Below are 19085 nucleotides of genomic sequence, written 5' to 3' on the forward strand. Positions count from 1 at the left end.
CTTATGTAATCATAAATAAAAAAGGTGTAGATTTCTCTACACCTTTTTTGTATTATTTTATAATTTAGTAAGCCATCAACTCTTTTAAAGCTTCCTCAAATCGTCCTTTCGCCAGGAATTGATCTTCCAGTGCTTTTGTAAATGGAATTGGCGAATCTAAGCTCGATACGCGTTTTACCGGCCCGTCAAGATATTCAAAACACTCTTCCATAATCATGGCAGAAATATCACTGGCTACACCACCAAACATCGTATCTTCCTGAAGAATAATTGCTTTTCCTGTCTTTTTTACAGAAGCATAAATCGCTTCAGTATCTAACGGCTGCAATGTTCTTAAATCTAATAGATCCGCAGAAATTTCCGGGTTCTTAGCCAAAGTTTCTAACGCCCAATGTACAGCAGCTCCAAAAGCAATAATTGTTACATCTTTACCTTCTTTCAACAAAGAAGCTTTTCCTAGTGGAAGTGTGTAGTAATCTTTTGGAACATCCTGGTAGATGCTTCTGTACAGTAATTTATGTTCAAAAAACAATACCGGGTTCGGATCGTTAATAGAAGTATTCAAAAGTCCTTTAGCATCATATGGGAAAGCCGGATACACCACTTTCAAACCTGGTGTTTTTGTAAACCATGCCTCATTAGTCTGTGAGTGGAAAGGTCCTGCCTGTGTCCCACCACCACAAGGCATTCTTACAACTACATCTGCATTTTCCAGCCAACGGTAATGCGATTTAGCCAAAAGGTTCACAATTGGATTAAAACCTGTCGAAACGAAATCTGCAAACTGCATTTCTACAATAGCTTTATGTCCGTTGATTGAAAGTCCCATTCCGGCTGAAACCACGGCACTTTCGCATATAGGTGTATTGATAATTCTTTCTTTTCCAAACTGTGCTACAAAACCATCAGTAATCTTAAATGCACCTCCATATTCTGCAATATCCTGTCCCATGATAACCAGGTTCTCATGACGCTCCATTGACTCTTTCAAACTATTAGAAATGGCATCAATAAGACGAATATTTATCTTTTTATCTGAAGGAGTAACTTCCTCAAATTCATAAGGTTTATAAACATCATTTAATTCTTCTTCATAAGTAGCTACGAGTTCAGGTTCGGCTTGTACCATAGCCCAGTTTTCGTCGATTTCTTTTTTGATTTCAGAACGAATTTCATCATCTTGTTCCTGCGTAAGCACTCCCAATTCCGAAAGATATTTTCTGTAATTATCTACCGGATCTTTGATAGCCCACAAGTCCATTAAGTCCTGAGGAACATATTTGGTACCACTAGCCTCTTCGTGGCCACGCATTCTGAAGGTCTTAAACTCCAACAAAACCGGTCTTGGGTTTTCTATCATCGAAGCTTTTAATTCTGATAGCTTGGTAAAAACTTCCAATATATTGTTCCCGTCAATAATATGTGCCTCCATTCCGTAACCTATACCTCTATCGGCAAGATTCTCACAACGGTATTGCTCATTGGTAGGTGTGGAAAGTCCATAACCGTTATTTTCAATCACAAACATCACTGGCAATTCCCAAACCGAAGCAATATTCAAGGCTTCGTGGAAATCTCCTTCACTGGTTGCACCTTCACCGGTAAACACAGCCGTAACTTTTCCGTTCTTTTTTAGCTTGTTGGCCAAGGCGATTCCATCTGCAATTCCCATCTGAGGACCCAAATGCGAAATCATTCCTATAATTTTATATTCCTGGGTTCCGAAGTGGAACGAACGGTCACGACCTTTAGTAAATCCGTTAGCCTTTCCCTGCCATTGTGAAAATAATCGGTAAAGCGGAATATCTCTTCCTGTAAAAACGCCAAGGTTTCTGTGCATCGGAAGGATATATTCATCCTTATCCAAAACAGCAGTAACACCGCAGGCTATTGCCTCCTGCCCGATTCCGGAAAACCATTTGGAAACTTTTCCTTGACGGATAAGAATCAGCATCTTCTCTTCAATCAATCGGGGCTTTAAAATTCTTTTATATAAATCTAATAATTGTTCGTTGGTTAGGTTTTTTCTGTCGAAATTCATAATAGTTACGAAAAGGTTTGCGCAATTTTTTAGCTCGCCCAAAAGTATAAAAAAATAACAGCATAAACTCTTAATGTTACAGAATTTTCTATTGTTAATAACTTTTGAAATTAAATTCTCAAAATAATCTATACATTTGTGATAACAAGGCTTGACGCCTAGCAAAGTTATTAACATATATTTTTAAAGAGTATGCAAAATATTCCTAGTGTTGACTTGCGTGATTTCCTTTCGGACGACCCGAAACGTAAACAAAAATTTGTAAATGAAATCGGAAAAGCTTTCGAAGACATAGGCTTCGTAGCATTAAAAGGTCATTTTTTAGATGACAAACTGGTAGATGAGCTGTATGGCGAAATCAGAAACTTCTTCTCTTTACCATTAGAAACCAAAAGCAGTTATGAAATTCCTGGTATTGGTGGACAGCGTGGTTATGTTTCCTTTGGAAAAGAACACGCTAAAGGCAAAAAAGAGGGAGATTTGAAAGAATTTTGGCATTTTGGCCAGTATGTAGACAATGACTCAAGATGGGCTAAAGAATATCCTGACAACGTTGAGGTAAAAGAATTACCTCGTTTTAATATAGTAGGAAAAGATGCCTACCAAATGCTCGAAAAAACAGGAATTTATGTATTGAGAGCATTGGCATTGCATTTAGGTTTGGATGAATTCTATTTCGACAAATATGCCGAAGAAGGAAACTCCATATTACGTCCTATCCACTATCCGCCAATTACACAAGAGCCGGAAAACGCTATCCGTGCTGCAGCACATGGCGATATCAACCTCATTACCTTATTGATGGGAGCTCAAGGCCGTGGACTTCAGGTACAGAACCATAATGGTGACTGGATTGATGCTATTGCGGAACCAGACGAATTGGTAATCAATGTAGGCGATATGCTTTCAAGACATACCAATAACAAACTTAAATCTACTATTCACCAAGTGGTAAACCCACCAAGAGAATTGTGGGGAACTTCTCGTTATTCCATTCCATTCTTCATGCACCCGGTAAGCGACATGCGTCTGGACTGCCTTGAAAACTGTATCGATGAAGAAAATCCAAAATTATACGAAGACATTTCAGCTGGAGAATTCCTGCACGAACGTTTAGTTGATTTGGGATTAATCAAAAAATAAGTTTTACATTTATACTTTATTAGAAAGACATTGAGTTATGCTTGATGTCTTTTTGATTTTGTAGAATATAAGAAGCAGTAAACGACACTGCGCTTAATAAAAATCCAATTAAACAGTTATGGATTTACATGACCAATTAAAAAAGCTTTTCCCAGACCACGAACCGTCTGAAGAAATCGAAGAAACTCAAACCGAACCAAAAGAACTCTGGGTCCAAACCGAACCAATGATTTGTAAGTTCGAGAAACGAAAAGGAAAACCAACCACCATTATAGAAGGCTATACCGGATCTGATGACGATTTCAAGATTCTGGCTAAAGAACTAAAAACAAAATTAAGCGTAGGTGGCACCTTTAAAGACGATTCAATTATCATACAAGGTGACTATCGTGACAAGATAATGACAATCCTTAAAGAAAAAGGCTTTAAGGTAAAACGTGTTGGCGGATAACCCCACTCTCACAAATAAAATAATTTAATAACTGGCTTTTTCACCAAGAGGCTTAGCCTTTATAAAAACTTAGAAACTCAAAAAAATGATACAATCTTCAGAATTAATATTAAACCCTGATGGCAGCGTCTATCACCTGAATTTAAAACCAGAACATATTGCAAACGATATCCTATTCGTAGGCGACCAGAATAGAGTTGAAAAAATCACTCAGTTTTTTGACTCTATTGAATTTTCAACTCAAAAAAGAGAATTTAAAACACAAACCGGAATCTTTAAAGGAAAAAGAATTACGGTAATGTCAACAGGAATTGGCCCAGACAACATTGATATTGTAGTTAACGAACTGGATGCGCTTGTCAACATCAATTTGGAAACACGCCAACCAAAAGAAGAATTGACTTCCCTAAACATCATACGAATTGGAACATCGGGTTCTTTACAGAAAGATATTCCGGTGGACAGCTTTGTTATGTCTAAATTCGGATTGGGATTAGACAACATGCTCCGTTCTTATAAAATTGATCCGATTATTGACGAAGCTTTGGGCGAAGCATTCCTTCATCATACAAATTGGGATATCAGAAAAGGAAAACCTTATGTAGTACGTTGCAGTGAAAAACTGGAAAAACTGATCGAAAGTGACAAAATCTTTAAAGGAATCACAGCAACGGCAGGCGGTTTTTACGGACCACAAGGCCGTGTTTTGCGTCTTGAAATCCAGGACCCGGAATTAAATGCAAAAATGGACAATTTCAATTTTAACGACAACAGAATTACCAACCTTGAAATGGAAACGGCTGCTATTTACGGACTGTCTGCATTGCTTGGACACAATGCTTTATCGCTAAATGCTATTATCGCTAACCGTGCAAGTGGTACTTTTAGTGAAGACCCATACAAAGCTGTAGACGAATTAATTGCATATACATTAGATAAATTGGCAAAATAATTCCTGATGCTGCAAGAAGTGATTCTTAAATTTGAAGAGCTACTGGTCGAAAATCTCGATTATTTTAATACAACAAATGAAGAGGTTTTAGATTTCAAACCAGACAACAAATGGTCTAAAAAAGAAATACTAGGCCATTTGATTGACTCAGCAATTCACAATCTGGTACGGTTTACGGAAATACATTATGCTCCAAAACCTTACCAATATAGAACATACAACCAGGAAGATTTAGTAGCTATAAACCAGTATCAGTCAACTGGCAGTAAGGAATTAATCCAACTCTGGTTTTCGCTGAACAAGCAAATACTGAGAATTTTTAAATCGGTCAACAGTGAAGCTTTGCATTATGAAATTGAGCTGAATGACAAATCCATAATTAACCTTAGATTCTTAATGAGCGATTATGTTGCCCATTTAGAGCATCATATCAAACAAATACAAAACCGTTATTCATCATGAAAACGATAAAAATAGCCGGAGTGCCAGAACATTTTAACCTGCCTTGGCATCTTTGCATAGAAAATGAAGAATTTGAAGCACAGAACATTGACCTGCAATGGACAGATGTTCCGGAAGGAACAGGCAAGCTATGCCAAATGCTTCGCAATGGCGAGACAGATATAGCTGTAATCTTGACCGAAGGCATCATTAAAGATATTGTTTCCGGAAATCCAAGTAAAATTGTGCAAGTTTACGTGCAGTCGCCGCTTATTTGGGGGATTCATGTTGGCGCTGCTTCAAAATACAAAACACTTTCCGACCTGCAAGGAACTAAAGCAGCCATCAGCAGAATTGGTTCTGGTTCCCAGCTTATGGCTTATGTCAACGCACACAATCAGGGTTGGAAAACAGAAAATTTACAGTTTGAAATCATAAATACCATAGAGGGCGCAGTTGAAGCCTTAACAGCCGGAACGGCAGACTATTTTATGTGGGAACGTTTTATGACCAAACCTTTAGTCGATAAAGGAATATTTAGAAGAATTGGTGACTGCCCTACTCCTTGGCCCTGTTTTGTAATTGCTGTGCGAAATGAAATTCTGGAAACACAGCCGGAAATTATCAAAACCATACTGGACATCATCAATCAAACAACCGAGGAATTCAAGGAAATTCCTAGTATTGACAAAACACTATCGTCCCGTTACAATCAAAAAATTGAGGACATTCAGGAATGGCTTTCTTTAACAGAATGGTCGCAAAAATCACTGGATAACAAAACGTTAAACAATGTTCAAAATCAACTGTTAGAACTTTCTATTATTGATAAAAAAGGTACTTTTGCAGATATAGTGCAAATCTAATACGATTGAGCCGGCCTTTGGGTTGATATGGAGAAACAAGGTAACATAGACTTCAAAAAAATCAAAGAGAAACTCCAGGTCAAAAAACCTTGGGATAACATCATTATTTTCGTACTGAACATACTGATTGCTATTCCTGTATTTATCATTATCCACCAGAATATCATTGACCCTAATTGGTATTTCCATATCGACAGGATTCTTCTTTTTATACTTGTAGTTGTTCTTATCCAATTGACATTGAGGCTAATGAAAACCATCATCATTCTTTGCATCGCCTTGTATCTGATTGCATTGATTTATGGTAGCCTTTTTGGCAATTATGGCTTTAATAGCGTTTTCGAAGATTATCGCTCGATGGTCTACAGTATGTCTGAAGACCCTAATCCACAGGACATCATCATTTCAAAGCTTTTACCATTCCCTAACAAGTCAAAAATCCTAAATGCCATTGAATATGACAATCCAAAAGTTCGGAATTTTGCCCTGCTTGCTACAACCAAATATTTTAGGAATGTCAAAGGATACAGCGAATACCGCCGACAAATACAAAGTTTTGCAGTATTTAAGGAAATACAGCGTCGCTGGAACTATGTAAGCGATCCAAAAGGAAAGGAATACATTGCCCGAGCTACCGAATCACTAATCCATTTTTCTGGTGATTGTGATGATCATGCCATCCTTATGGCTGCCTGCGTACGAGCTGTTGGAGGAACACCAAGGCTTATCCATACCGGAGGGCATATTTATCCAGAAGTACTTATCGGAAATAAAAAAGCCGATCTTGAGGCTATCAACTACCTTATCAAGGAAGTATTATTCAAGCAAGAAAGTAAAGGCAAAGAACTCCATTACCACATTGACGAACGCGGCCAGATCTGGCTCAACCTGGATTATACCGCTACTTACCCAGGTGGTCCTTTCATGTCTGAAGAAATCCTCGGTGCCCTAACATTGAATTAGCATTCTTTGATTTTTGATTTCAGATTTTTGATTTTAGATGTCTGTCTATTCTCTATCATCTGATTTTGGATTTGTGATTTATGATTTATGACATCTGTTTATCTAATTTGCCCACCAACTATAATCTATCAACAACCCACTATCTACTACCCACTATCAACTACCCACTATCCTCTATCAACTATTCTCTATTATCTGCCAATCTTTTTTCTATATTTACATCAGTTTACAAAAAGACAACTATGAAAAAATGGCTTTTCGCAGCACTGCTTGCTTTCCAGTTCTCAAATGCACAGGAAAGTGCCAATATCTTTGCAAGAAAACAAAATGAAGTAAAATTCGATGTACTTTCCGTTATAGCATTTTCAAAAGTCCATGTCAGCTATGAACGTTTCCTAAACGAGAATTTTTCCGTAGGTATTAGTGGTAGTATTCAGGATAGCAAAGATGCTAAAGAAGATTTTGACAAAGGTTATGACCGTACGCTTCCAAAATACGAAGTCAATCCTTTTGTGCGCTATTCCTTATCTCATAGCCAAAAAAGCTTCTATTTTGCAGAAGTATTTGTTTCTGCAAACGGTGGGAAATACAGAGAATTGCAGCGTTTTGTTGACGAATCCGGAAATGGCTATTACGGCACTTTCAAAGACAATTATACTGATGTAGCTATTGGCGGTGCTTTAGGATATAAACTATATATTCAGGAAAAATTTGGCATTGAATTGTTCCTAGGAATGGGAAAAAATCTTTTCAATACTGACAAAAGCCCGGAGGTCGTTCCTCGTGTGGGATTAAATTTTGGCTATAGATTCTAATAAAATTACTATGAAAACGATAAAGATATTATTTTTAGCAATAATCGGAATAGCAGCTTTTACAGCCTGCGGTGATGATGATGAATTATACAATTCGAAGAATACTTCTATTCCGAACCTGATAACAATTGAACACCAAAACAGTTATGCTATAGGCGATGTCCTTTGGGTAAATACCAATTTTTCAAGATACCAGCCCGAACCAAACCAGACAACTCCGTTAGATATTTTCAAGACAACCGGAGGAGCTTCGTTTAGTTTTGCTTACGGATTGGAAAAAAAGACCGGAGCTATTTGGACACCAATTGACATTAGAACCGTAATCAAAGATCAAGGCGACGCAGTTTCAGATTTCTTTGTGATTGCCGAAAGCATTTATGAGCCAATTTCTCAAAATTACAAATTCAGAGCTGGAATACCGTTATCTGAAGCTGGCGAATACAGACTTATTTTTGGACTTGCAGAAGTATCGCAACTCGAATTATCATCGAACAACAGCAACTCCAAAAATACTTTTCTTACGATACAGACAACAGCAAACAATCTGACGGCAGGATATTACAATTTTACAGTACAATAGAAAGAATATTACCAATCTATCTCTTGTCTGCCTAAAGATTTAAGGTATTCGTTTGTTTTGCTAAAATGCTTATTTCCAAACCAAAGTCCTCTATTAGCACTTAATGGCGAAGGATGACCTGATGTAAGAATCAAATGCTTGGAGGTATCAATCAGTGCTCTTTTGTTTTGTGCAAAACCACCCCAAAGCAAAAAAACTACTTGCTCCCTCTCGCTTGAAACTTTTTGGATAACGGCATCTGTAAAAGTCTCCCAGCCTTTTTTCTGGTGACTTCCCGCCTCTCCTTTTCGAACGGTTAGCGTAGCATTTAAAAGTAAAACACCTTGGTCTGCCCAACGTTCCAAATTTCCGGTTTTGGGTAGAGGTTTACTTAGGTCGGTTTCGATTTCTCTAAAAATATTATTCAAGGAAGGAGGAAAAGGAATTCCGTCATTAACAGAAAAACACAATCCGTTTGCCTGATTTGGCCCGTGATAAGGATCCTGTCCGATAATGACAACCTTTACATCGTTAAAATGGCAATGATCAAAAGCAGAAAAAATCTGGCTTCCTTTTGGATAACATGTATAGTGAGTGTATTCTGATTTTACAAAATCAATCAGATGATTAAAATAAGGCTTTTCAAATTCTTCTGACAAAACGGCTTTCCAAGAAGGATGTATTTTTACTTGCATGTGAGATAGTTGATAGTTTTTAGTGGATAGTGTTTAGTGGATAGTGTTTAGTGGATAGTGTTTAGTGGATAGTGTTTAGTTGGTAGTTTGCGATAAAAATAATTTGTTTATACGAGAAAGCTTCTAGCTTCCTACTTTTTACCTTAGTACCTTTTTACCTTAGCGCCTTAGTTCCTTAGTTCCTTTTTACCTAGCACCTTAGCACCTCTATGCCTCAGTACCTTTTCCAAATACAAATTTCGGAAAGTTTAATCGAAAACAAACTAAAAAAATAATTCATTTAAGCAAAAAACTTGACAAACTCAGCAGCTTAGTTTTTTGTATTTTTGTATATAAAAATCGCTTTAAAATAAAATGACCAGTATTACAGATAAGACATTACAAGATTTAGAATTTAATACCGTACTGCAAGCCATTTCAGAAATCTGTAACACAGAAATCGGAAAGGAAAAAGCACTTCAGATTACGCCTTTCAAACATAAAAAGGAACTGATGGATGCTTTGCTGCAGACATCTGAATATGTTTCTTCTTTCACTAATAACAATGCGATTCCAAATCATGGATTCGAAACTATTAGCAATGAAATAAAATTTCTTGCTATAGAGGACAGTTTTCTTGAAGTAGGCAGCTTTAGAAAGATTGCTGCTATTTCAGACACGGTAAATGTGTTATTGCTTTTCCTTAAAAAGTTTAATGACTATTATCCGAAATTAAGTGAAAAGTCCACTACAGTAGAATACACCAAATACATCGCCCAGAAAATAGATGAAATCGTAGACAAATACGGCGAAATAAAAGACAATGCTTCTCCTGTCCTTGTCGATATCCGCAGAAATATGAATATGGTTCGTGGCAAAATCAACCAGAGCTTCGGCATGGCATTGAGCCAATACAACGGACTTGGCTATCTGGACGATATCAAGGAAAGTATTGTAGAAAACCGCCGTGTACTGGCAGTTCTGGCCATGTACAGACGCAAAGTAAAAGGAACGATTTTAGGAAATTCAAAAACAGGAAGTATTACCTATATTGAACCAGAAGCTACTTTACGTTTTTCAAGAGAACTGAGTAATCTGGAATATGAAGAAAAGGAAGAAATTACACGAATTTTAAAGCAGTTAACAAACGATATACGCCCGTTTTTGGAACTGCTGAAAACATATCAGGAGTTCCTGAGTGATATTGATGTGATTGCCGGAAAAGCAAAATATGCCAATAAAATTAACGGTATCTTGCCTGCTATCACTGAAGAAAAAAGAATGTATTTCAGGGAAGCCTACCATCCTATTCTTTATCTCAACAATAAGAAAAAAAATGAGCCTACTTTCCCTCAGACTATTGAACTGACCAATGAAAGCAGGATTATTGTGATTTCTGGACCAAATGCAGGAGGAAAAACAATTTCTCTTAAAACAGTAGGATTGCTACAATTGATGTTACAAAGCGGGATGCTCATTCCTGTGCACGAACGAAGTGAAACCTTCTTATTTGATCGTATCCTGACAGACATTGGAGACAATCAGTCTATTGAAAACCACCTGAGTACCTATAGTTACCGTTTAAAAAACATGAACTATTTTCTCAAAAAGTGCAATGCCAAAACGCTGTTTCTTATTGATGAATTTGGTACGGGTACTGATCCTGAATTGGGAGGTGCTTTGGCCGAAACCTTTCTGGAAGAGTTTTACCATAGGGAAGCATTTGGAATCATTACCACACACTACTCCAACTTGAAAATGTTGGCAAACGAACTGCCTTATGCCTCTAATGCAAACATGCTATTTGACGAAAAGTCATTAGAACCTATGTACAAACTAGTCTTGGGACAAGCAGGAAGTTCTTTTACTTTTGAAGTCGCTCAAAAGAACGGTATTCCTTTCGGACTGATTAATCGTGCCAAGAAAAAAATAGAAGGAGGAAAAGTACGTTTTGATAAAACCATTGCAACATTACAAAAAGAGCGTTCAAAGCTGGAAAAGACTTCACAGAATTTAAAAGAAGAAGAAAGCAAAGCCCGGGAAGAAAGTAAAAAAATGGAATCTATCAATTCCAAAATTCAAGACAAACTAGAGCGTTATCAGGAATTATATGATGCGAATCAGCGTTTGATTTATATGGGACAAAAGTTGGATGACATTTCTGAAAAATATTTCAATAACAAGAATAAAAAAGATCTTATTGGTGAATTCCTAAAAATGATCGAAATTGAAAATTCAAAGCGAAAAAAATTAACCGCCAAAGAAAAGAAAGCCAAAGAAATTGTCCAGAAAGAAGTAATCAAGGAAGTTACGGCCAAAGTTGAAGAAATCCGGGAAGAGAAAAAAGAAAAGAAAATCAAAGCTATTAAGCAAGAAGCAAATAAACCGAAGCCTGTTTTAAAACTTGGTGATCGTGTTAGGCTAATCGATGGAAAAGCCGTAGGAACAATTGACAAGATTGAAAAAAACAAAGTCACGGTTAATTATGGCATCTTTACTTCAAAAGTGGAATTGGAAACTTTAGAGCTGGTAGAAGCAAAAAAATAATAATAGATATGATTAATTTACCCCAAGATAAAAAAATAATTTTATTTGACGGAGTCTGCAATCTTTGCGATTCTTCTATACAATTTATCATCAAGCATGATAAAAAAGATATTTTTCGGTTTGTAGCATTGCAATCAGAAATTGGTCTGGAGATAATAAACCATATTGGTATTGATACCACGAAGATAGATTCAATTCTCTTGTATGAACCAGGCAAGGCTTATTACTACAAAGCTCAGGCTGCTTTAAAAATAGCCAAAGAATTGGGAGGCATATATACAGCTATCAGTTGGTTTTCTATACTTCCTAATTTTTTAACCAATACTGTATACGATTATATTGCCCGTAACCGATACAAATGGTATGGGAAAAAAGATGCCTGTATGATTCCTACTCCCGAATTAAAAGCAAAATTCTTATAATAAAAAAAGCCAAACTTAAAAGTTTGGCTTTCTATTTTATCTAAAATAGATGATTAGTTCTTAACAATCTTTTTAGTTATTGTTCCTCTATCAGAACTGATATTCATCATGTAAACACCAGCTGCTAATTCAGAAATGTTAACTTGAGCAGAAGCATCTCCGTTCAATTCTACAGTTTTAACAGTACGTCCGTTCAAATCAGCAAAACTTACTGAAGTCAAAGCAGAATTCAAATCGTTAGAAATAGTAACTAAACCATTAGATGGGTTAGGATAAACAGAGAATTTGTTTACTTGAATATTACCTGTAGACAATAAATTTTCTTGAGGAGTAGCTTTTACTGTAAAACCATCAAATCTAACAGTTGAAGCTACAGTATTTGATGTTCCAGCAATAAGGACTACATCAAATTCAGCTGGTACATATCCAGGCTCACCATCAATAGTTCCTCCAATTTGAAGATCATCACTTAACCATGTAAATACACCTGTTGTTGTATCGTAAGCAAAGCCTACTTTAACCCATGTGTTAGCTGCTACAGTTAAACCTCCGTCAACTAAACTGATTGTATAGTTACCTGGAGTTCCTGTATTGTTAAAATCACCATAAGCAAAACCATCAAGTCTTTTAGTACCCATGTTAAAGTTAAATCCTCCAATAGGTAGTCCTGCAGCAGTAATAATCATTGGTCTTAATACTGATTTACTAGTAGTTGCTGCACCAGTAAAGAAAGAAAATTCTAATTCAATAACATTGTTGCCAGCAGTTCTTGCAGTCCAAGATGCATCCAATCCGTTTTTCCAAACAAATCGGTTACCAGTTGCTGCATTTGACCCAATAATTTGAAGTACATTTCCATGAGCAGCATCATCAGCAACAATTTGATAATTTGAAACTGCACCATTTGTTCCTCCCTCATTACTAAAAGTAAGTAATCCTCCTTGACCTGGTGTTACACCTGTCAAATCAGTTCCAACATTCCCAACAGTCAAAGAGTTAAAATTTTCAGATTGCAATAACTGTGCATTTGCAGTAAGAACAGAACCAAATAAAAGTCCTGCAAAAAGTAATTGTTTTTTCATAATAAAAGTTTTTAGTTGCGGCAAATGTAGGTTTTTGTCCACAAATAAAAAAAGCCATTAAGTTAAAATTAATGGCTTTAATAAAAAGTTAACTAAATTTTAGTTTTTTATAATCTTTTTGGTTACTGATCCTTGGTCAGAGTTGATGTTCATCATATAAACTCCAGCAGACAATTCAGAAATGCTAACTTGAGCAGAAGAATCACCATTCAATTTAGCAGTTTTAACTGTACGTCCATTCAAATCTGTAATAGTAAGGCTATTTAATAAAGCATTTGAATCGCTAGAAATGTTTACCATACCATTTGATGGGTTTGGATATACCGATAATTTAGAAGCTGAGAATTCATCTGTACTTAAAACAGAGGTAGTAACTATAGTATCCACAATTAAACTAAATGAACCAGCAGCTATTGCAGAAACATTATTCAATGCAAAATAGTAAACCCCCGCTGATGGAGCCGTCCAGGTTGCTGTCCTTGCAGTATATGTAGTAACACCTCCCGGAATTGAAGGAAATGACTGGATAACGGTTGTTTGTGAAGCTGCCAATGGAGTATTACCAACTGTAACATTCAATGATGCTATATCAGTTGCAGCACCTAAAAATCTTGTTTGGAAATTTATTGTAACTTGTTCGTTAGCTGATAAAGATAAAGGTCTGAAAAACATAAATGAATTTGCAGCAGCCGTAGTACTTGTATTACTAAAAGCAAAACCAGGTGCTGTATTTGCATATGCAGCATTAGCTGCACTAGTACTCAAACTCCATCCTCCTAAATCAAAACCGTCAGTTGGATCTGCAGTATCGTCAAAATTATTCGAATAAGGCATAGTTTTGGCCAAATATAAATTAAAAGGCCCTACCCATGCACTTTGAGTTCCACCACAATTACTTCTTAAGAAAAATGATAAATCTGCTGAAACTGGCAAAGACTGTAGGTTAACTGAAGTTGTTGTAGTATTAACAATAGTACCACTACCAGCTGTATGACCAACTGCTCCATAATCAACATCATAACTTGATGGATTTCCTAATGCAGCAGTCCAGCTCAAACTAGCACTATTCGTGGTTACGTTTGTAGCATCATTAATAGTAAGTAGTGAAGGTCTCACACATGGCACAGCATTAAAAGCGAAAGTAAATTGAAATCCTTTCGCAGACCATCTATTATCCCAAGCAATATAATAGGTTGTACCAGATTGTACAGGGAAAGTTAAAGCTGATAAAAAGTTAGTACCACTAACATCATCATTACCATCATAACACACTAAAGCAGCACAAGTACCTGTAAAAATAGAAAGTCTTGTATCGTCGCTATAAGTTGGTCCAACATTCGCTGCCAAATCCGAAGATATAGTTACTTCTCCATTAGCAGTAGCAGTATAAGAATACCAATTTGATTTTGGAGCAGTTCCAGGAGCCCAACACCCCGTACCATAAGTTCCGGTAATTGAACTAACAGTAAGAGTACCATTCGTCGTAATAGGCGTTGCAGTCGCACAAGTTAATTGAGCATTTGCATTAAATGAACTTATAATTAAGCCCACAAAAAGTAAAATTTTCTTCATGTTTTTTAATTTAAATGATTTTCTAACGAAAATAACTATAAAAAATTAAAAGAATAGAATTTTTATTGTTAAAATTGTATGTCAAAAATTATTAAAGTTATATTTTTTTAAATAATAAATAATAATCTGCTAAAACCAGCGCCGCCATCGCTTCTACTATAGGCACAGCTCTTGGAACAACACAAGGATCATGTCTTCCTCTTCCCTGCATTTCTACAATATTGCCTTCTACATCCAAAGTTTCTTGTTTTTGCATTATAGTAGCCACAGGCTTAAAGGCAACTCTGAAATAAATATCCATTCCATTGCTAATTCCGCCTTGTATACCACCAGAAAGATTAGATTTTGTAGTACCATCCGGGTTGTACAGGTCGTTATGTTCGCTTCCTTTCATTTTTGCACCGCAAAAACCACTACCGTATTCAAAACCTTTTACTGCATTTATCGACAGCATGGCTTTACCTAATTCTGCATGAAGTTTATCAAAAACCGGCTCACCCAAACCAATCGGAACATTTTGAATTACACAGGTTATGGTTCCGCCAACCGTATCGCCTTGTTTTCGTATTTCTTTGATATAATCTTCCATCTTTTTTGCCGTAGCTTCATCAGGACAACGTACCGGATTGCTTTCTGTTTTAGAAAAATCCAATGCTTGATAAGGCTTATCAATAAAGATATCACCTACAGAAGAAACAAATGCATTGATTTTTATTGTTGAAATAACCTGTTTTGCAATGGCTCCTGCCGCTACTCTACTAGCTGTTTCCCTTGCTGAACTTCTGCCTCCACCTCTATAATCTCTGATTCCATATTTTTGCTCATATACATAATCGGCATGGCTGGGCCTGTAACTGTCTTTAATATGAGAATAGTCATCCGATTTCTGATTGGTATTGGGTATAATAAACCCTATAGGCGTACCTGTCGTCTTTCCTTCAAAAATTCCAGACAAAAATTGCACTTCATCTTCTTCCTTTCGCTGTGTTACTATAGCCGACTGACCCGGTTTTCTTCGTGACATTTCAAAGCTAATCGCCTCAAAATCCAAAGCAATTCCCGGTGGACAACCGTCAATTATTCCACCCAAAGCTTCACCATGTGACTCTCCAAATGTTGTAAGCTTAAACAAATTTCCAATACTATTTCCTGCCATTTTATTTCATTTTAAAGCAAATGTAGGGATTATGCGCAAGATTTGGACTTAATTATATCATCACCATATGTTAACATTATCATAAGTATTATGTCCGGTATCTTTTATTTATTTGTTAAACTTTTAAAGCACAATAAATTGAAAAAAAGAGTTGTTGATTTAGTAGTAATCTCAGATGTTCATCTGGGAACCTTTGGTTGCCACGCTAAAGAGCTTCACAATTATCTTTGCTCCATTAAACCTAAAATTTTAATCTTAAACGGAGACATTATCGATATCTGGCAGTTCCGAAAATCGTACTTCCCAAAATCCCATTTAAAAGTCATTCGGAAAATTTTAGACTTCACTTCAAAAGGCACTCAGGTTTATTACATTACAGGAAATCATGACGAGATGCTACGTAAATTCAGCGATTCAAAAGTTGGTAATTTTTCTATCATCGATAAGCTTGTTTTAGATTTAGATGGCGAAAAGGCCTGGTTTTTTCATGGTGATGTTTTTGATTCTTCTGTTCATCATGCAAAATGGATTGCCAAACTTGGCGGTATTGGCTATGATTATCTGATATTGCTGAATCGTTTTATCAATTGGTGCTTAACAAAAATGGGCAAAGAGCCTTATTCCTTCTCAAAAAAAATAAAGTCGGGCGTTAAATCTGCTATCAAATTCATATCGGATTTTGAAACGGCAGCCATTGATCTTGCTATTGAAAACAAATACAGTTATGTTGTTTGTGGCCATATTCACGAACCTAAGATATTAAACCAGACAAATAAAAAAGGAAAGACTGTATATCTTAATTCAGGCGATTGGGTTGAAAACCTGACCGCTTTAGAATACAATAAAAAGCGTTGGAAATTATACCGCCATTCCGAAAATGAGGAAATTATTGAAGAAGATTACCTCGAAATGGAAACAAAATTGAGTGAAAAATTGATGACAAGCTTCTTTCTCTCGAAATAGAAGCGAAAAATAGAGCCTATTTTTTATTTGATTATCAACAATTTATATAAATTGTACTCTTTTTTGTGTTATATTATTCTGAATTTAACATTTTTTGGCAATATTATTGCTACCTTGTATAAAACTCTAAATTAAATTTTTATGAAAAAATTGTTTTTATCGGCTTTTATGCTGGCAGGGATGGCATTTAGTATGCAAGCCCAAGAAATCTCAAAAAATGCGTTGGGATTACGTCTTGGTGACAATGATGGTTTTGGTGGTGAGATTTCCTATCAAAGAGGTCTGTCGAGTAACAACCGTCTGGAAGTAGATTTGGGTTGGAGAGACAGCAACCACGTTGACGCAATCAAATTGACTGGTTTATACCAATGGGTATGGAACATTGAAGGTGGCTTTAACTGGTACGCCGGTGTTGGTGGTGGTCTTGGTACTTGGAGCTATGACTACAGAGGAGCCGATGACAGCGGTACATTTTTCTTTGTTGCCGGTGATATAGGTATCGAATATAAATTTGATATTCCTTTGATGCTGTCTTTAGACTTCAGACCTGAGTTGTATTTCAACCATGATGATTTTAGAGACGATAGTTTTGGACCAGACATCGCATTAGGTATCCGTTATACTTTCTAAAAACAGATATAGCTATAAAAGAAACATCCCGAATATTCGGGATGTTTTTTTTATTGGAATAGGATTTCTTTGGTTGAATTGATTTTGACTATGGTAAAAGGATTTGTCAAAGCCATAGTTACTATATCGCCAGAACCAGGACTGGTTTCCTCAACATCAACATAAATCTTCCCTCCTTTTTCTGTTACGTTTTTGACTTTAATCGCATGACCACCCGTATTTCTTTGTCCCATAAATAATGCGACTACTTTTTCTTTGGAAAAATCAATTTTAGGTACTTGAGTGTCATTTATTGCCTCATATAATTTTTCTAAAGAGGCTTTGTCTTTTATAACTTCATACGACTTTGTCTCTTTTCCTTGATAAGCAGATTCACTTAAAATCTGATACAAGGCAGTTTGTTGTTGTTTTTTCACGTCTGCAGGTTTTTGATCGGCTGCTTTTTTCGTACTGCTGCAACAAAACAGCATAAAAACAAACGGCATCAAGATTAGTTTTTTCATAATTACTTGTTTTTTAATGCCTTTTCATAAATGGCTTCATACAAAGGCATGATGTTTAGGATATCAAACTGTTTTGCCACATTCAGGGCATTTTGTTTAAATTTACTCAATTCTTCATCATCTGCCAAAATTGATAATGCATTTTTTGCCATATCGTCAACATCGCCTACATCGCTTAAGTATCCCGAAATCCCACTAAAATTAACTTCAGGTAGTCCGCCAGAATTACTTGAAATTACAGGAACTCCACAAGCCATGGCTTCTAAAGCTGCCAGACCAAAACTTTCTGTTTCTGACGGAAGCAGAAATAAGTCTGTATAACATAATATTTTATCGATGTCATTACTGTTACCAAAGAAAATCACCTTATCGCTGATTCCAAGTTCTTCACACAGAATTTCTGCTTTTTCTTTTTCCGGTCCTTCACCCACCATCATCAGCTTAGCCGGTATTTCTTTTTGAATCTTATTAAAGACTTTTACAACATCAGGAATTCTTTTGATAGCCCTGAAGTTACTGATATGGGTTATGATCCGTTCTTCTTTAGAAGCCATCAAAGCTCTTTGACATGGTGCATTCTCATCCAGTCTTGGCTTGTTAATCTCTATAAAATTTGGAATTACTTCTATGTCTTTTTTAATATCAAAAAGCTTATAGGTTTCATCCTTCAGACTTTGTGAAACCGAGGTGACTATATCCGATTTATTAATACTGAATGTTACGGCAGGCTTGTAAAAAGGATGGCTTCCCACTAATGTAATATCGGTGCCGTGAAGTGTTGTCACCATTGGAATTTTAATGCCTTCGTGTTTCAACATCTGCTTTGCCATATATCCTGCATAAGCATGTGGAATAGCATAATGAACATGAAGCAGTTCAATTTTGTGCAGCTTGACCATATCAACCAGCTTACTGGAAAGAGCCAATTCATACGGTTGGAAATGAAATAACGGATATTCCGGAACGTTGACTTCGTGATAGTGGATATTTGGATTCAAAAGTGCCAATCTCACAGGCTGGCTATAGGTGATGAAATGTATTTCGTGTCCTCTTCTGGCTAGTTCAAGACCTAATTCTGTGGCGACTACGCCGCTACCTCCAAAGGTTGGGTAACAAACAATTGCAATTTTCATAATTACTCCTAAAATGAGTAACGAAAATACTCAAAAAAGTAAGGCAAAACTGAATTTTCATTAAAATTAACGCTTGTACAGTCTTTAGAATAACCAGATAGTTTTCATAAAAATCCAACTTAGATTTATCATAAAAAATAAGTTAAATGTATCTTTTTGGTAAAATGACACG

19 protein-coding genes are annotated in these 19085 nt (G+C 36.3%); 12 read left to right on the top strand and 7 right to left on the bottom strand.

All coding sequences use genetic code 11. The annotated features are described in order from the left end of the window. Positions 1-64 precede the first annotated feature (64 nt). Complete coding sequence (locus FJA49_RS06480; RefSeq protein ID WP_140000059.1) at positions 65-2041, bottom strand: alpha-ketoacid dehydrogenase subunit alpha/beta; 1977 nt, start codon at positions 2039-2041, stop codon at positions 65-67. A 192-nt stretch (positions 2042-2233) separates the two neighbouring features. On the opposite strand from FJA49_RS06480, the gene FJA49_RS06485 reads away from it, so the two are divergent. From FJA49_RS06485 to FJA49_RS06520, 8 genes are all read left to right on the top strand, one after another. Beyond that, on the top strand, positions 2234-3184 hold the full coding sequence (locus FJA49_RS06485) for an isopenicillin N synthase family dioxygenase (RefSeq protein ID WP_140000060.1): 951 nt from the start codon (positions 2234-2236) through the stop codon (positions 3182-3184). A gap of 118 nt (positions 3185-3302) precedes the next feature. Then, positions 3303-3635 (top strand): translation initiation factor, encoded by a 333-nt coding sequence (locus FJA49_RS06490; RefSeq protein WP_140000063.1) that lies wholly within the window; start codon positions 3303-3305, stop codon positions 3633-3635. Between the two features lie 85 nt (positions 3636-3720). Continuing rightward, entirely contained in the window at positions 3721-4587 is an 867-nt protein-coding gene (locus FJA49_RS06495) for a nucleoside phosphorylase (protein ID WP_140000065.1), read from the top strand. 6 nt (positions 4588-4593) lie between these two features. Then, positions 4594-5049, top strand: coding sequence for a DinB family protein (locus tag FJA49_RS06500; protein ID WP_233590080.1), 456 nt, complete (start codon positions 4594-4596; stop codon positions 5047-5049). Continuing rightward, positions 5046-5894, top strand: coding sequence for a substrate-binding domain-containing protein (locus FJA49_RS06505; protein ID WP_140000067.1), 849 nt, complete (start codon positions 5046-5048; stop codon positions 5892-5894). The genes FJA49_RS06500 and FJA49_RS06505 overlap by 4 nt, the downstream gene beginning before the upstream one ends. A gap of 27 nt (positions 5895-5921) precedes the next feature. After that, complete coding sequence (locus tag FJA49_RS06510; RefSeq protein ID WP_140000069.1) at positions 5922-6857, top strand: transglutaminase; 936 nt, start codon at positions 5922-5924, stop codon at positions 6855-6857. 242 nt (positions 6858-7099) lie between these two features. Next, positions 7100-7672, top strand: coding sequence for a DUF3575 domain-containing protein (locus FJA49_RS06515; RefSeq protein ID WP_158629456.1), 573 nt, complete (start codon positions 7100-7102; stop codon positions 7670-7672). Positions 7673-7682: 10 nt separating this feature from the next. Further along, complete coding sequence (locus tag FJA49_RS06520; RefSeq protein ID WP_140000074.1) at positions 7683-8252, top strand: hypothetical protein; 570 nt, start codon at positions 7683-7685, stop codon at positions 8250-8252. Positions 8253-8260: 8 nt separating this feature from the next. On the opposite strand, the gene FJA49_RS06525 is transcribed toward FJA49_RS06520, so the two are convergent. Further along, a complete protein-coding gene (locus FJA49_RS06525) occupies positions 8261-8926 on the bottom strand; it encodes a uracil-DNA glycosylase (RefSeq protein WP_140000076.1) in 666 nt (221 codons plus the stop codon). Between the two features lie 354 nt (positions 8927-9280). Here FJA49_RS06525 and FJA49_RS06530 point away from each other — a divergent pair, with 354 nt between their 5' ends. Together FJA49_RS06530 and FJA49_RS06535 are read left to right on the top strand one after the other, a co-directional pair. Beyond that, the gene (locus FJA49_RS06530; protein ID WP_140000078.1) at positions 9281-11452 is read left to right on the top strand and encodes an endonuclease MutS2; all 2172 of its coding nucleotides are present in this window, start codon (positions 9281-9283) and stop codon (positions 11450-11452) included. 8 nt (positions 11453-11460) lie between these two features. After that, the gene (locus FJA49_RS06535; RefSeq protein ID WP_140000079.1) at positions 11461-11874 is read left to right on the top strand and encodes a thiol-disulfide oxidoreductase DCC family protein; all 414 of its coding nucleotides are present in this window, start codon (positions 11461-11463) and stop codon (positions 11872-11874) included. Positions 11875-11927: 53 nt separating this feature from the next. Here the strand turns inward: FJA49_RS06535 and FJA49_RS06540 are convergent, their stop codons facing one another. The 3 genes from FJA49_RS06540 to aroC all read right to left on the bottom strand — a co-directional run bounded on the left by FJA49_RS06540 (position 11928) and on the right by aroC (position 15684). After that, positions 11928-12956 (bottom strand): T9SS type A sorting domain-containing protein, encoded by a 1029-nt coding sequence (locus FJA49_RS06540; RefSeq protein ID WP_140000081.1) that lies wholly within the window; start codon positions 12954-12956, stop codon positions 11928-11930. 99 nt (positions 12957-13055) lie between these two features. Next, entirely contained in the window at positions 13056-14528 is a 1473-nt protein-coding gene (locus FJA49_RS06545; protein WP_140000083.1) for a T9SS type A sorting domain-containing protein, read from the bottom strand. A 97-nt stretch (positions 14529-14625) separates the two neighbouring features. Then, entirely contained in the window at positions 14626-15684 is a 1059-nt protein-coding gene (gene aroC, locus FJA49_RS06550) for a chorismate synthase (RefSeq protein WP_140000086.1), read from the bottom strand. Between the two features lie 138 nt (positions 15685-15822). On the opposite strand from aroC, the gene FJA49_RS06555 reads away from it, so the two are divergent. Further along, the gene (locus tag FJA49_RS06555; RefSeq protein WP_140000087.1) at positions 15823-16647 is read left to right on the top strand and encodes a UDP-2,3-diacylglucosamine diphosphatase; all 825 of its coding nucleotides are present in this window, start codon (positions 15823-15825) and stop codon (positions 16645-16647) included. A 141-nt stretch (positions 16648-16788) separates the two neighbouring features. Then, positions 16789-17277: a porin family protein gene (locus FJA49_RS06560; protein ID WP_140000090.1), complete on the top strand. Its 489-nt coding sequence runs from the start codon at positions 16789-16791 to the stop codon at positions 17275-17277. Between the two features lie 50 nt (positions 17278-17327). Here the strand turns inward: FJA49_RS06560 and FJA49_RS06565 are convergent, their stop codons facing one another. Continuing rightward, positions 17328-17780, bottom strand: a complete 453-nt coding sequence (locus tag FJA49_RS06565) for a protease complex subunit PrcB family protein (RefSeq protein WP_140000091.1) — start codon at positions 17778-17780, stop codon at positions 17328-17330. Between the two features lie 2 nt (positions 17781-17782). After that, entirely contained in the window at positions 17783-18913 is a 1131-nt protein-coding gene (gene bshA, locus FJA49_RS06570) for an N-acetyl-alpha-D-glucosaminyl L-malate synthase BshA (protein ID WP_140000093.1), read from the bottom strand. Positions 18914-19085: the final 172 nt, after the last annotated feature.

The organism is Flavobacterium microcysteis (assembly GCF_006385255.1).
GTDB lineage: Bacteria > Bacteroidota > Bacteroidia > Flavobacteriales > Flavobacteriaceae > Flavobacterium > Flavobacterium microcysteis.

Bases quoted from the DNA above. Each gene is read 5' to 3' on its own strand.
- FJA49_RS06480 (WP_140000059.1), bottom strand. From the start codon at position 2,041: ATGAATTTCGACAGAAAAAACCTAACCAACGAACAATTATTAGATTTA.
- FJA49_RS06485 (WP_140000060.1), top strand. From the start codon at position 2,234: ATGCAAAATATTCCTAGTGTTGACTTGCGTGATTTCCTTTCGGACGAC.
- FJA49_RS06490 (WP_140000063.1), top strand. From the start codon at position 3,303: ATGGATTTACATGACCAATTAAAAAAGCTTTTCCCAGACCACGAACCG.
- FJA49_RS06495 (WP_140000065.1), top strand. From the start codon at position 3,721: ATGATACAATCTTCAGAATTAATATTAAACCCTGATGGCAGCGTCTAT.
- FJA49_RS06500 (WP_233590080.1), top strand. From the start codon at position 4,594: ATGCTGCAAGAAGTGATTCTTAAATTTGAAGAGCTACTGGTCGAAAAT.
- FJA49_RS06505 (WP_140000067.1), top strand. From the start codon at position 5,046: ATGAAAACGATAAAAATAGCCGGAGTGCCAGAACATTTTAACCTGCCT.
- FJA49_RS06510 (WP_140000069.1), top strand. From the start codon at position 5,922: ATGGAGAAACAAGGTAACATAGACTTCAAAAAAATCAAAGAGAAACTC.
- FJA49_RS06515 (WP_158629456.1), top strand. From the start codon at position 7,100: ATGAAAAAATGGCTTTTCGCAGCACTGCTTGCTTTCCAGTTCTCAAAT.
- FJA49_RS06520 (WP_140000074.1), top strand. From the start codon at position 7,683: ATGAAAACGATAAAGATATTATTTTTAGCAATAATCGGAATAGCAGCT.
- FJA49_RS06525 (WP_140000076.1), bottom strand. From the start codon at position 8,926: ATGCAAGTAAAAATACATCCTTCTTGGAAAGCCGTTTTGTCAGAAGAA.
- FJA49_RS06530 (WP_140000078.1), top strand. From the start codon at position 9,281: ATGACCAGTATTACAGATAAGACATTACAAGATTTAGAATTTAATACC.
- FJA49_RS06535 (WP_140000079.1), top strand. From the start codon at position 11,461: ATGATTAATTTACCCCAAGATAAAAAAATAATTTTATTTGACGGAGTC.
- FJA49_RS06540 (WP_140000081.1), bottom strand. From the start codon at position 12,956: ATGAAAAAACAATTACTTTTTGCAGGACTTTTATTTGGTTCTGTTCTT.
- FJA49_RS06545 (WP_140000083.1), bottom strand. From the start codon at position 14,528: ATGAAGAAAATTTTACTTTTTGTGGGCTTAATTATAAGTTCATTTAAT.
- aroC (WP_140000086.1), bottom strand. From the start codon at position 15,684: ATGGCAGGAAATAGTATTGGAAATTTGTTTAAGCTTACAACATTTGGA.
- FJA49_RS06560 (WP_140000090.1), top strand. From the start codon at position 16,789: ATGAAAAAATTGTTTTTATCGGCTTTTATGCTGGCAGGGATGGCATTT.
- FJA49_RS06565 (WP_140000091.1), bottom strand. From the start codon at position 17,780: ATGAAAAAACTAATCTTGATGCCGTTTGTTTTTATGCTGTTTTGTTGC.
- bshA (WP_140000093.1), bottom strand. From the start codon at position 18,913: ATGAAAATTGCAATTGTTTGTTACCCAACCTTTGGAGGTAGCGGCGTA.